Origin of the sequence: Roseateles paludis (assembly GCF_039872745.1) — a bacterium.
GTDB classification, from domain to species: domain Bacteria; phylum Pseudomonadota; class Gammaproteobacteria; order Burkholderiales; family Burkholderiaceae_C; genus Pelomonas; species Pelomonas paludis.
This window is the reverse complement of record NZ_JBDPZD010000002.1, coordinates 785,639-798,854: the sequence shown is the minus strand read 5'-3', so window position 1 is coordinate 798,854 and position 13,216 is coordinate 785,639. Positions and strand designations below refer to the sequence as shown.

Genomic DNA, 13,216 nt, shown 5'->3' with positions numbered 1-13,216 from the left:
AAGCTGGCGGCCATGTTGTCCTCTGCCACTGCATCTCTTTCTGGCGCCGCCATGGACCGCCCCTTGCCGGCGCGCGGCCGCTGGGCGGGGTGGTCGCGGCGGTGGCTGGGGCTGCTGCTGGCAAGCCTGCTGCTGCTGGGCGGCGCCTGGGCGCTGCGCCAGGCCTGGCCGGCGCTGCCGGTGGTGCAGCAGCCGCAGCTGGCCACGGTGCGGCAGGGTGAGTTCCGCGACGAGCTGGTGCTGCGCGCGCGCGCCGAGCCGCTGCGCCTGGTGCAGATCGACGCGCAAGAGGCGGGCCGCGTCGAGGCCGTGCTGGTGCAGGACGGCGCCTTGGTGCAAGCCGGCCAGCCGCTCTACCGGCTGCACAGCCGCGAGCAAGAGACCCTGCTGATGCAACGCGCCGCCGAGGTGGCGCAGCAGCAAGCCAATGCCGCCTTGCAGCGCAGCGCCTGGGCCAGCAGCCAGGCGCAGAACCGGCGCGAGCTGGCCCAGCTGCGCGCGCAGGCCGAAGAGGCCAATGCCCAATGGCGGCGCCAGCGCGAGCTGGCGGCGGCGGGCTTTGTGTCGGCCGCCGGGCTGGAGCAGGCCGAGCGCCAAGCCACGCTGGCCGCCCAGCTGCTGGCCCAGGCGCGCGAGGACCAGCAGCTGGAGCAGCGCACGCGCAGCCAGTCCCTGGCCGAGATGGACCGGGCCGTGGCCGGCCTGCAGCAAGGCCTGCGCCTCTTGCAGGCCTCGCGCGACCAATGGACGGCCCGCGCGCCCATGGCCGGCCGGCTCAGCGGCTTTGCGCTGCAGCCGGGCCAGAGCCTGCGCCCGGGCGAGCACGTGGCCCGCATCCATGACCCTGCCGCTGGTTTGCAGCTGGCGGCCGAGGTCGATGAGTTCTACCTGCCGCGCCTCACGGGCCAGCTGCCGGCTTTCAGCGAGGCGGGCAGATGGACGCTGACGCAGACCCTGCCGCAGGTGCAGGGCGGCAAGGCGCGCGCGATCTTCCAGGCCGAGGGCACTGCCCCTGTGCTGCGGCCGGGCCAGACCGTGGAGCTGCGCCTGCAACTGGGCGAGGCCCGCCCCGCGCTGCTGCTGCCCGAAGGCCCCGGCGTGCAAGACCCCGTCTACGTGCTGCAGGGCCAGGAGCTGCAGCGCCGGCCCGTGCAACTGGGCCGCCGCGCCGCCGGCCTGGTTGAAGTGGTCGCCGGCCTGCAAGCCGGTGACCAGGTCTTGATCTCTGCCACCCCCCATACCGAAGCGAAGCTGAGGCTCCCATGATCGAACTCCAATCCGTCACCAAGCGCCACGTGGTGGGCGACGTCGAGACCCTGGCGCTCAACGACGTCAGCCTGCACATCGAGGCGGGCGAGTACGTGGCCATCACCGGCCCCTCGGGCTGCGGCAAGACGACGCTGCTCAGCCTGCTGGGCCTGCTGGACCGGCCCAGCACCGGCCGCGTGCTGCTGCAGGGCGAGGACATGGCCACGCGCAGCCAGGCCCAACTGGCGGCGCTGCGGGCGGGGCGCATCGGCTTTGTGTTCCAGAGCTTCAACCTGGTGGACGAGCTGAGCGTGGCCGACAACGTGGCCCTGGCGCTGCGCTACGGGCCGCTCGGCGCCGCCGCGCAACGCGAGCGCGTGGCCGAGGTGCTGGAGCAGCTGGGCATGGCCCACCGCGCCAAGCATCACCCTCGCCAGCTCAGCGGCGGGCAGCAGCAGCGCGTGGCCATTGCGCGCGCCATCGCGGCACGCCCCGCGCTGCTGCTGGCCGACGAACCCACCGGCAATCTCGACAGCGCCCACGGCGCCGAGGTGATGCGCCTGCTGGGCGAGCTCAACAACAGTGGCACCACGCTCGTGATGGTGACGCACAGCGCCGAGCAAGCGGCGCGCGCCGGCCGCACCTTGCGCTTGCTGGATGGGCGTGTGCTCGTGGATGCGATGGTGGATGCATGAACACGGCACTGCTGCTCGACGCCGCCCGCGCGCTGCGCCGCCCCTGGGGCCAATGGATCGCGCCGGCCGTGCTGGCCCTGGCTTTGGCTGCTGCCTTGCTGGTGGCTTGGCTGGCGCAGACACTGGCCAGCCCCGACCCCAGCATCCCCGAGCCCGAGCGCATCGTGCTGCTCGACTTCAAGGGCAACCCGCCGGGCCAGCCCACGCCGTGGTTCACCGCCTCGCCGGTGTTCTTTGGGCCGGCGCTCAAGCGCATGCAGGTGCCGCTACAGAACATCGCGCGGGTCAGCGAAGAGAGCTTCCTGCTGCGCAACCGCGCAGGCCTGCCGCAGCGCGCCACGCTCTTGGTGGCCGACCCAGCGCTGGTGCCGCTTTTCGGCATGAAGGCCCTGCACGGCGACGTGGCCGCCACCTTGCAACGGCGTGATGCCGTCGCCATCACCGAGCGTCTCGCGCAGCAGCTCTGGGGTGACCTGCCGCCCGCGCAAGCTCTGGGCCGCAGCCTGCCCCTGCTGGATGGCCGCGCCTTTGTGGTGGGCGCCGTGCTGCCCACGCCCGACCCGCGCAGCCCGCTGCCGATGCTGGAGCTGCTGGCTGGCTATGACAGCCAGGCCAACAGCCGCACGCCCGAGCAGCAGGAGTGGCCGTTCATGATCAATGGGCGGGTGTTTGCGCGCCTGGCGCCGGGCGCCACGGCCGATCAGGTGGGCCCCTGGATGCGCGCCGCCGCGCTGGCCAACCCCGCCATCTCGCAGCTGCCGCCCGAATGGACCCGGGGCCGCGAGGCGGCTTTCTTCCGGGGCTTGCCTTTGCTGCAACTGCCCTTTGCGGGCGAGGCCGGCGAGCTGCGTTGGCAGCGTGTGCAGGCCCTGGGCGCCGCAGCGGCCTTGCTCTTGCTGCTGGCCGCCATCAACGGCGCCAACCTGCGCGCGGCCGAGCTGCTGCGCCGCCAGGCCGAGACGGCGCTGCGCCGCAGCGTGGGCGCACGGCGGCGCGACCTGGTGCTGCTGTGGCTGGCCGAGGCGCTGGGCCCAGCCCTGCTGGCCGCTGGCGCGGCCGTGCTGCTGAGCTGGTGGCTGGCCCCGTGGCTGGCGCAGTGGTTGGGCGTGTGGCTGCCGGATCTGCCGCCCTGGCCGCTGCTGGCCGCCACCGTGGGCGTGAGCGTGCTGCTGAGCGTGCTGCAGATGCTGCTGCCCGCCCCGCTGGCGCTGCGCCAGACGCCGGCGCGCGCGCTGCAAGCCCGCACGGCTGGCGAGGGGCCTTGGGGCCGCCGCCTGCGCCAGGGTTTGCTGAGCCTGCAACTGCTGGGTGCGCTGCTGTTGGTGGCCTTGAGTGGCGTGCTGATGCAGCAGCACACGCACTTGCTGCGGGCCGACCGCGGCTATGAGCCCGAGCACCGTCTGGTGCTGGACGGCTTGGCCGATGGCGAGCCGCCGACCGCGCTGATCGAGGCCCTGACCCACCTGCCCCAGGTGCGCGACTGGGCCTGGGGTGACTCGCTGCCCACGGGCGTGGGGCCCAAGGACTACCTGTCGGGCTTCGTCGGCCCCTCAGGCCAGCAGCACACGCTGCGCAGCAATGCCGTGGCGCCGCGCTTCTTCCGCGTCTGGGGCATGCGCGTGCTGGCGGGCGACCCGCTCACCGGCGCGCAGGGCGATGCCCGCGTGGTGCTCGATGCCCAGGCCGCGCGCCTGCTGGGCTTTGCCTCGCCGGCCGCCGCCGTGGGCCAGTGGGTGCGTGGGGGAGGTGCCTTCATGCAGGCAGGCACTGATGCCTACCGCGTGGCGGCCGTGGTGGACGACCTGCGCTTCGAGGCCGGGCAACTGCCCGCGCAGCCCAAGCTCTTTGTGCTGCGCGACGAGGCCTTTGGGCTCTTGACCCTGCACGCCAGCGACGATGCCGCACTGGAGGCAGCGGTGCTGCAAACCTGGCAGCGCCTCAGCCCCGACCGCCTGCTGCAGGTGGACCTGGCCAGCCGCCAGCGCGCTGCGGCTTGCGCCGAGGAGCAGCGGCTCACCGGCCTGCTGCTGGTGGTGGCGGCGCTGGCCTTGGCCGTGGCTGCGATGGGCACGCAGGCCTTGATGACCGACACCCTGCGCCGCCGCCGCCGCGAGATCGTGCTGCTGCGTTTGCACGGCGCACCGAGTGGCGCCATCGCGCACGCGTTGCTGCGCGAGTTCCTGCCGCCGCTGGGCGTGGCGGCCGTGCTGGCGCTGCCGTTGGCGGCCTGGCTGGGCTGGCACTACCTGGCCGGCTATGCCGACCGGGTCGCGCTGCTGCCGGGCTTGGGCGTGCCGCTGTTGGCCGCGCTGGCGGTGATCCTGCCGGTGCTGTTGCTCACGCTGGCGCAGCAGCTGCGCACGGCGCTGAGCATCCAGCCGGTGGAGGCGCTCGAGTGATCAGGCCTCGGGCGGCAGGAAGCGCGCCGCCAGCCCTGCGCGGCCCGGGTAGTAGCGGAAGAAGGGCCGCGCCTCGTCGAGGGCAGCAGCCACGGCCGGGTGGGCCAGCAGGCGCTCGAAGTAGGCGGCCAGATGTTGGTGCTGCGCGGGCAGCGGCACGTAGGTGAAGGCGTAGAAGAGCGCGGGCGCGGCGGCGCAGTCAGCGAGGCTGAAGCCCGCATCGGTCAGCCATTCGCGGCCCGCAAGGCGCTCGTCGATCAGGCCGTAGGCGAGGGTCAGCGCGTCGGTGGCGCGCGCGAGGCCGAGCGGGTCCTTCTGGCCCTCGGGGCGCAGCAGGTCATCGGTGCATTTCTGCATCGGCGTCATCACGTATTGGTCCAGCAGGCGGTCCCACAGGCGCACGTCGAGCGCGGCGGCGGCGTCGTCAGGGATCAGGCGGCGCCCGGGCGCGGCGTGGTGCAGCTGCAGGTGCTCAATGATGATGCTGGACTCCACCACCGTGCGCCCCGCGTCCTCCAGCACCGGCATCTTGCCCACCGGCCACAGCGCCAGAAAGGCCGCGCGCTCGGCTGAGTCGCCCAGGTTGAGCAGGCGCTTGTCGAGCGTGACGCCCAGCGCGTCGGCGGCGATGCCCACCTTCTGGCAGTAGGAGGACAGCGGGTGGTAGTGCAGGATGGGCATGGCGGGCCTCCGAAGCGGGCGAGGCAGTATCGGGGCTAAAAAAAGCCGGGCCAGGTGTTGCCTGGCCCGGCTTTACTCGCGAGCGATCAGTAGCGGGGTGACTTGCCGGTGAAGCTCGGGTCGTACTTCTTCATCTCGGCCGTGTCGTTGCGGGTGCGGATGCCGCAGGACTTGTACTGCTCATTCAGCGTGCGCAGGGCCTCGCGGTCGAGCGTGACGCCGAGGCCGGGCGTGCGCGGCACGGTGACGCTGCCGTTCACGAACTTGACGCGACCCTCGGCGGCGACTTCCTCTTCCTGCCAGGGGTAGTGGGTGTCGCAGGCGTAGCTGAGGTTGGGCACCGCAGCGGCCAGGTGGGTCATCGCGATCAGGCTGGGGGCGAGATGCGAGTTGGAGTGCATGGACACGCCCAGGCCGAAGGTGTCGCAGATGCGCGCGAGCGTTTGCGTGGCGCGCAGGCCGCCCCAGTAGTGGTGGTCAGACAGCACCACTTGCACGGGGCCACGGCCGGGGTAGCGGACAGACTGCTTCAGCTCTTCGAACGAGGTGACGACCATGTTGGTGGCCAGCGGCAGCGTGGTGTGCTTGGCCAGCTCGTTCATGCCGTCGAGCGTGGGCGTCGGGTCCTCGTAGTACTCGAGCAGGCTGTTCAGCGCGGGGGCGTGCTTGATGGAGGTCTCGAGCGTCCAGTTGGCATTGGGGTCGAGGCGCAGCGGCACGCCGGGGAAGGCTTTGGCCAGCGCGGCCATGCAGGCCACTTCGTGCGCGGGGTCGAACACGCCGCCCTTGAGCTTGATGGAGCCAAAGCCGTAGAGCTCGCGCATGCGGCGGGCCTGGGCCACGATCTGCTCGGGGCTGATGCCTTCGCCCCAAGCGTCGGGCGCATAGGGCTTCTCGATGTGCTCGGCGTACTTGAAGAACAAGTAGGCGCTGTAGGGCACGCTGTCGCGCACTGCACCGCCCAGCACGTCGCACACCGGGGCGCCGAGGCGCTGGCCGATGAGGTCGAGCATCGCGCCTTCAAATGCCGCCATCACCTTGGCAGCGTTCTTGGCGCCGTGGGAGCCGGGGGCGAGGTTCATCTCGAAGCCGGCGCTCTTGGTGGCCTTGACGCCGTGCTTGACGCGCTCGTCCATGCCATTGAGGTCGAACGGCGAGAAGCCTTCGATCAGCTCGCGGGCCGTCTCCAGCGCCTTGAGCATGCCTTCGTCGCCATAGGTCTCGGCGATGCCGACGAGGCCGTCATTGGTCTCCAGCTCCACGATGGAACGCAGTGCGTAGGGCTCGTGGATGCCGACGGCGTTGAGCAGCGGCGGGTCGCGGAAGGCGATGGGGGTGACGCGCATCTGCGTGATGCGCCATTCGTTCAGAGCTTTCATGCGGGCGTCGAGAAGCGGTAGAGGATGTGATGAGCCTGGACTTCACCAGGCCGCACCACGGCGGAGGGCCAACCGGGGTGGTTGGGGCTGTCGGGCCAGTACTGCGGCTCGATGGCAAAACCAGCGAAGGCGGGGAAGGCGCGGCCTGTGCGGCCGCGGCTGCCGGTGAGGTGACGGCCGGTGTAGTACTGCAGGCCCGGCAGGCTGGTGCCGATGTCGAGCTGGACGCGGCCATCGCCCGAGCGCATCTGCGCGCCGGAGCCGATGAAGCAGTGGTCGAAGCCTGCACCGTCGGCGCCCAGCGCCGGCGTCCATTCGCGCAGGTCGAAGCGCGTGCCGTTGACGGCGGTGGGCTCACCGCTCGGCAGGCCGGCCCAGTCCACGGGCAGCACGCGCAGCGCTTCCAGGCGCACGCGGTGGGCGTCGATGCGCTCCTCGGTGCCGTCGAGGTTGAAGTAGCTGTGGTTGGTGAGGTTGACGGGGCAGGGCTTGGAGCAGCGTGCGGTCCAGCTCAAGCGCACTTCGCCGGGGCCGGTGATGCGGTAGCTGAGTTCCACGTCCAGCGCGCCGGGGAAGCCTTGGTCGCCATCGGGCGAGTGCAGCTTGAGGCGCAGCTCGCGGCTGTCGGCATAGAGCAGCGTCCAGTCGCGCAGGTGGTAGCCCGGGCTGCCACCGTGCAGCAGGTTGGGGCCCTCGTTGGACGGCAGCTTGACCTCCTGGCCATCCAGCACATAGCGGCTGCCGGCGATGCGGTTGGCGTAGCGGCCCACCATGCAGCCGAGGAAGCTTTTCTCGGTGGCGTAGGCCGCCACGTCGGCATGCCCCAGCATCAGCTCGCGGCCGTTGAACTTGGCGCTGAGCCAGGTGGCACCGAAAGGGGTGAAGCTGGCGGTCAGACCACAGTCGTCTGACAAGGTGTAGGTCGAAGACATCGGCAGAAGAACGGCAGAAGAACAGCAGCGGTAGGCGCGCGTTCAGGCGCGTGGCCGTGAAGAACGCATGAACCGCCGGTCGGTGACGTTAGGGCAACGCCGAAATAGCCGTGCCCTAGGGTTGCGCCCATTGACCGCAGCGCTGAATCGGGAAATGATAGCGCTACCTTTTCGATCTGTCATGTGCGTTGATCCGGATAGAGGTATCACCGGATTGGGCACGTCCACGGAAAGCCGGTAGCAGCCCTCAGTGGTGCGTCCCTGCCTCGCAAGATGGCTGCCGTCGGCGCTGTGGCCCGCCGTTCACCCTTGTTCAAAGCCGCCTCGGGCGGCCCTTTTGCCGTGATTCAAAACCCCATCCTCCCCGGCTTCAATCCTGACCCGTCCATCTGCCGTGTGGGCGACGACGTCTACATCGCCACGTCCACCTTCGAGTGGTACCCGGGCGTGCAGATCCACCACTCGCGCGACCTCGTCAACTGGACGCTGATCGCGCACCCGCTGGATCGTGCCTCGCAGCTCGACATGCGCGGCGAGGGTGACTCCTGCGGCATCTGGGCGCCTTGCTTGTCGTATGCCGATGGGCTTTTCTGGCTGGTCTACACCGACGTGAAGCGCTTTGATGGCGCCTTCAAGGACGCGCACAACTACATCGTCACCGCGCCCAGCATCGAGGGCCCCTGGAGCGACCCGGCCTACGTCAACAGCTCGGGCTTCGACCCCAGCCTCTTCCACGACACCGACGGCCGCAAGTGGTTCGTCAACATGCAGTGGAACCACCGCACCGAGAGCGTGGGCGGCAACCCCAAGAGCCCGGCCTTCGATGGCATCCTGCTGCAGGAGTGGGACGCCAAGACCAAGAAGCTCGTCGGCCCCATCAAGAACATCTACCCCGGCACTGACCTCGGCCTCGTCGAGGGCCCGCACCTCTTCAAGCGCGGCGAGTACTACTACCTGACCACCGCCGAAGGCGGCACCGGCTACAACCACGCCGTGACCATGGCGCGCAGCAAGGCCGTGGACGGGCCGTATGAGACCCATCCCAACAAGCACCTGATCACCAGCCGCTTCAGCCCCGACGCGCCGCTGCAGCGTGCCGGCCACGGCCAGATGGTCGAGATGCCCGACGGCTCGGTCTATCACACCCATTTGTGCGGCCGCCCGCTCAAGACCTCCAAGGGCCCGCGCTGCCCGCTGGGCCGCGAGACCGCGCTGCAGCGCTGCGTCTGGAAGGACGACGGCTGGCTCTACCTGGCCCAGGGTGGCCAGACCCCAGCCGTCGAGGTGGAGGCTGCCGCCACGCGCCTGCCGTGCGGCCCGGTGCGCCGCAACTTCAAGGGCGAGACCCAGCTGCCCATCGAGTTCCAGTGGCTGCGCACCCCCTACCCCGAGCGCCTCTTCAAGCTCACGGGCTCGGCCCTGCAGCTGACGGGCCGCGAGTCGCTCGGCAGCTGGTACGAGCAGAGCCTGGTCGCGCGACGCCAGGAGGACTTCAACTTCCGCGCCGAGACGCGCGTGCGCTTCGACCCCGACACCTACCAGCAGGCGGCCGGCCTCACGCACTACTACAACCGCCACAAGCTGCACTACCTGGCCGTCACGCTCGACGAGAAGCTCGGCCGCGTGCTGACCATCATGAGCTGCAACGGCGACTACCCCGACAGCCGCCTGACCTGGCCCGTCAAGGTGCCGGTGCAGGTGCCCGAGGAAGTGGGCCTGGCGGCCGAGGTCAAGGGCGAGTACCTGCAGTTCTATTACGACGTCGGCCAGGGCTGGACGGCCATCGGCCCGGTGCTCGACGCCAGCGTGATCTCCGACGAAGGCGGCCGTGGCGAGCATGGCTCCTTCACCGGCGCCTTCATCGGTATGCTGGCCTTTGACACGTCCGGCCGTGCACGCACGGCCGATTTCAGCCACTTCGACTACATCCCGGGTTGATGCCATGCGCCTGTCTCGCCCCCGACGCCAGCTGCTCGCGCTGGCCGCTCTGTGCATGAGCGGCCTGGCGTCGGCGGCGGACAAGTTCGTTGCCCTGACCTTTGACGACGGGCCCGACACGGTGCAAACCGCGCGCGTGCTCGACCGGCTCAAGGCGCACGGCGCTGCAGCCACCTTCTTTGTGCTGGGCGAGCGTCTGACGCCTGCCCACCGCAGCGTGGTGGAGCGCATCAAGGCCGAGGGCCACGAGATCGGTGTGCACGGCTTTGATCACAAGGCCCTGGACAAGCTCTCGGCCCCCGAGGCCAAGGCCGAGACGGCCCGCGCCTACGCTGCCGTGGCCCAGGGCACAGGGACGAAGCCAGCCTGGTACCGCGCCACCTTCCTGTCGGTCAGCCCCACGCTGATGGCGGCCATCGATCTGCCCTTTGCCGGCGGCATTGCCGCCTTCGACTGGCCGGGCACCGATGCCGTCACCGCGCAGCAGCGCGCGCAGAAGGTGCTGCAAAGCCCCGACCTGCGCAACGGCGCCATCATCCTGCTGCACGACGTGCAACCGGAGCCGCATCCGTCGGCCGAGCTGCTGGACATCCTGATCCCGGCACTCAAGGCCCAGGGCTATGGCTTCCTGACCGTGACCGAGCTGTTCAAGCGGCGCGGTGTGCAGCCGGCGCTGCGCAAGCAGTGGCTGGTGGCCGAGTAGCAGCCGACGATCTCAGAAACCTGGAATGAAAACGGGGCGCCTCAGGCGCCCCGTTTCGCTTGGCTGATATGAGCGCTTACTGGTAGCGACTACCGGTGGTGACCAGGGGCCGCGCATCGGTGCGGAAGGGCCGGGCCGGCAGGCCGCTGCCATCGTAGAGATTGCTCTCAGACGGGTTGTTGACCCAGCCGAAGCGCACGGCGTCAGGGGCCGTCAGCTCGGGGTGCGAGACGATGACGCGGCCGTTCTCCAGGCGGGCCTGTGCAGGCTTGAAGGGGCCGTCGCCCTGGGCCAGCGCAAAGCCGTTGAGGCTGGCGCCATGCACCTGCAGGTCGCGGCGGTCGAAGTCCAGCACCATCTCCTTGCCCTTGGGCGTGGCCTTGACCAAGCGCGGGCCGCTGGCGTTGGCCGGGTCGGTCAGCCAGCGGGCCAGGCGCTCACCCACAGCGCGCTTGTTGCGTGGGTGGATGTCGTTGGCGTTGCCGACGTCTGTGGCGATGGCCATGCCGGTGTGCGGCAGGCTGAGCGTGGCGGTCTGCGCGTCACGCAACTCGGCCCAGGGGGCGTTGTTGACGTTGTTGTCAGCCATCGGCAGGAAGGCCGCGAGTTGCACCCACAGGAAGGGCATCTCGGGCTGCGCGAAGTGCGCGCGCCAGTCACGGATCATGGTCGGGAAGTCGTCGCGGTAGCGCTCGGCGCGGCCGACATTGCTCTCGCCCTGGTACCAGATCACGCCAGCCACCGGCAGGCCGCGCAGCGGCTCGACCATGGCATTGAAGGCGAGGGTGGGCGCGTCATTGGCCGAGGGCTGGGTGGCGACCTTGGCCTGCACCACGCGGGCCGCCCAGGTGCCGGCCAGCGCCACGTTGCCCGCTGCCGTTTCGAGCCGCATGAGGGCCGGGTCTCCGTAGAAGCCGCCGCCACCGCCGTAGTCCGTCACCCGGACGGCGATGACGTTGCGGCCTTCCTTCAGCAGGCCGGCGGGCACCGCATGCAGGCGGGCGCGGTCGTGCTGGCAGAAGCCGCCGACACGCTGGCCGTTCACGTAGCTGTCGTCGCAGTCGTCGATGTTGCCCAGGCTGAGCGTGGCGGCGCCTTGGGCTTGCGCGGCGGTGAGGGTGATCTCGCGGCGGTACCAGACGATGCCGTCCAGGTCGGCCAAGCCCTGCTTCTCCCAGACGTCGGGTGCCCTGAGCGTGGGCCAGCGGCTGTGGTCGTAGCCGGGCTCAGCCATCTTGGGGTCGTCGCCGGACTTGTAGTCCAGGCCCGGCTGCCAGGCGCCGACGCGCTTTTCAATCACGGCGTTCTTGTCGCCGGCATAGCTGGCATTGCTGGCGGGCAGGGAGCGCACAAAGCCGGCCAGGTCCTCGCGGGCCAGGGCGGTGGGCCGGCTCATCCAGGTTTCGATGTGACTGCCGCCCCAGGAGATGTCGAGCAGGCCGATGGGCACGACCGGCTGCTTGTGGCTGGCCTGGTGGGCCTGCAGGGTGCGGGCGAAGTACCAGCCGATGGCCGAGAAGTTGCCCGTCTGCCCAGCGCGGCCAACGACCCAGGGCGCAGCCGGCAACACCGACTGCGGCGCGACATTGGCCGTCAGCGGCACGCGCATGTGGCGGATGGACGGGGCATCGACGTTGCGAATTTCTTCGTCAGCACCGTCCGAGTACTTGAGCGGCCACTCCATGTTGGACTGGCCGGCGCACAGCCAGACATCGCCTACCCAGACGTCTGACAACTTGAGCTTGGACTTGCCGGCCTGGACCTCCAGCGCGTGCGGCCCGCCAGCGCCACGGCTGGGCAGGGTGGCCGACCAGCGGCCCGAGGCGTCGGCCTTGACCGTCAGCTTCTTGCCGGCCCACTGGATGGTGACGGCTTGGGCGGCATCGGCCTCGCCTTGCAGGACGGCAGGGCGGTCGCGCTGCAGCACCATGTGCTCGCCATAGGGCGGTAGCAGGGCGAGGTCTTTGGCGGCGGCGGCCTGGGCGAGCAGCAAGCCCAGCAACAGGGCCGGGACGGGGCGGAGGGAGGACAGCGGCGAGGACATCAGGGGTTGACTCTCAAGGGCGGGCGGATACGGGGCGGGGCGTCGGACTGACGGCGGATCAGCTCGAAGCCGACCTGTGAATGGGCATAGGTCTCGGGCTGGCCGTTGCGGCGTGCGCGCACCTGGCGCACCAGGGCTTCGACGGCGGCGCGCGCCATCTCGGCCACGGGCTGGTGGATGGTGCTGAGCTCGGGCCAGATGGTGGTGGCGATGGCGGTGTCGTCAAAGCCCACCACGGTGAGGTCGCCGGGGACGTCGAGCCCCTGGCGGTGCGCCACCGCCACGGCGGCAGCGGCCATGTCGTCATTGGCGGCAAAGATGGCGGTGGGGCGGGGGTCGAGTGCGAGCAGGCTCTCGGTGGCATCGAGCCCCGAGCGGTAGCTGAAGAGGCCGGTGGCCACGAGGGCGTTGTCCTGCGGCAGATCGGCAGCGGCGATGGCGGCGCGGTAACCGATCAGGCGCGGCGCGCTGACCGACTGGGCCGGGTTGCCGTTGATGAAGCCGATGCGCCGGTGCCCCAGCGCGATCAGGTGGCGTGTCATCTCGAAGGCGGCGCGGTAGTCGTCCACGCCGATGGTGTGGAACTCGCCGTCGGCACGCGCGCTGGCGATCAGCGCGGTGGGGATGTCCATCTCGCGCAGCAGATCCAGCAGGTCCGGTGAGTCGCACAGCGGTGGCGGCAGGATCATGCCGTCGATACCGCTGCTGACCAGCGTGCGCACGTCCGCCAGGTCGGCGTCACTCAGCTCGCACTTCTCGACCACCAGTTGCACGTGGCTGCGGCTGGCTTGGTCCAGCAGGCCGACAAAGACCTCGGACATGAACACCGCGCTGGCCTGTCGGCACAGCACGCCCAGCCGCACCTGCTCGGAGCCCGCCAAGCGCTGCGCAGCCGCATTGGGCCGGTAGTTGAGCGCGGCGATGGCTTCATTCACGCGCGCGCGGGTGGATTCACGGACACCGTCGGCGCCATTGATCACCCGGGAGACCGTCATGGGCGATACGCCGGCATGGCGGGCGACGACTTCGATGGTCGGTGCGGAACTCTTCTGCGCCATGAAAAGGGGAACTCAGGAGGCGGTGGCAGGAAAACGCCGGGGCGACGTGACAGCGTCGAATTGTGAGCGTTAACTTTTTTGCCGCCGCGCTAGGGTGAACCCGGTGGTCTGGGCCTGGCGTCGCCTGTGTCCAGGGGAC

10 protein-coding genes are annotated in these 13,216 nt (G+C 70.1%); 5 read left to right on the top strand and 5 right to left on the bottom strand.

The genetic code is table 11. From position 1 onward, the window contains the following. The first annotated feature begins 51 nt into the window (after positions 1–51). Genes ABDJ85_RS09655 through ABDJ85_RS09645 form a run of 3 tightly spaced genes read left to right on the top strand, consistent with a single transcriptional unit; the run spans position 52 to position 4,342 of the window. Positions 52–1,266, top strand: coding sequence for an efflux RND transporter periplasmic adaptor subunit (locus tag ABDJ85_RS09655; protein WP_347704545.1), 1,215 nt, complete (start codon positions 52–54; stop codon positions 1,264–1,266). Then, complete coding sequence (locus ABDJ85_RS09650) at positions 1,263–1,943, top strand: ABC transporter ATP-binding protein (protein ID WP_347704544.1); 681 nt, start codon at positions 1,263–1,265, stop codon at positions 1,941–1,943. Before ABDJ85_RS09655 ends, ABDJ85_RS09650 begins: the two co-directional genes overlap by 4 nt. Further along, entirely contained in the window at positions 1,940–4,342 is a 2,403-nt protein-coding gene (locus ABDJ85_RS09645; RefSeq protein ID WP_347704543.1) for an FtsX-like permease family protein, read from the top strand. The genes ABDJ85_RS09650 and ABDJ85_RS09645 overlap by 4 nt, the downstream gene beginning before the upstream one ends. Here the strand turns inward: ABDJ85_RS09645 and ABDJ85_RS09640 are convergent, their stop codons facing one another. The 3 genes from ABDJ85_RS09640 to ABDJ85_RS09630 form a co-directional block, all read right to left on the bottom strand. Beyond that, positions 4,343–5,023 (bottom strand): glutathione S-transferase family protein, encoded by a 681-nt coding sequence (locus ABDJ85_RS09640; RefSeq protein ID WP_347704542.1) that lies wholly within the window; start codon positions 5,021–5,023, stop codon positions 4,343–4,345. 86 nt (positions 5,024–5,109) lie between these two features. Next, positions 5,110–6,402: a glucarate dehydratase family protein gene (locus ABDJ85_RS09635; RefSeq protein ID WP_347704541.1), complete on the bottom strand. Its 1,293-nt coding sequence runs from the start codon at positions 6,400–6,402 to the stop codon at positions 5,110–5,112. After that, positions 6,399–7,334, bottom strand: coding sequence for an aldose epimerase family protein (locus ABDJ85_RS09630; protein ID WP_347704540.1), 936 nt, complete (start codon positions 7,332–7,334; stop codon positions 6,399–6,401). The genes ABDJ85_RS09635 and ABDJ85_RS09630 overlap by 4 nt, the downstream gene beginning before the upstream one ends. Before the next feature lie 309 nt (positions 7,335–7,643). Here ABDJ85_RS09630 and ABDJ85_RS09625 point away from each other — a divergent pair, with 309 nt between their 5' ends. Together ABDJ85_RS09625 and ABDJ85_RS09620 are read left to right on the top strand one after the other, a co-directional pair. Continuing rightward, entirely contained in the window at positions 7,644–9,272 is a 1,629-nt protein-coding gene (locus ABDJ85_RS09625) for a glycoside hydrolase family 43 protein (protein WP_347704539.1), read from the top strand. 4 nt (positions 9,273–9,276) lie between these two features. Next, entirely contained in the window at positions 9,277–9,975 is a 699-nt protein-coding gene (locus tag ABDJ85_RS09620; protein ID WP_347704538.1) for a polysaccharide deacetylase family protein, read from the top strand. A gap of 76 nt (positions 9,976–10,051) precedes the next feature. On the opposite strand, the gene ABDJ85_RS09615 is transcribed toward ABDJ85_RS09620, so the two are convergent. Continuing rightward, on the bottom strand, positions 10,052–12,019 hold the full coding sequence (locus ABDJ85_RS09615) for a sialate O-acetylesterase (RefSeq protein WP_347704537.1): 1,968 nt from the start codon (positions 12,017–12,019) through the stop codon (positions 10,052–10,054). Beyond that, complete coding sequence (locus tag ABDJ85_RS09610; RefSeq protein WP_347704536.1) at positions 12,019–13,077, bottom strand: LacI family DNA-binding transcriptional regulator; 1,059 nt, start codon at positions 13,075–13,077, stop codon at positions 12,019–12,021. The genes ABDJ85_RS09615 and ABDJ85_RS09610 overlap by 1 nt, the downstream gene beginning before the upstream one ends. Positions 13,078–13,216 lie beyond the last annotated feature (139 nt).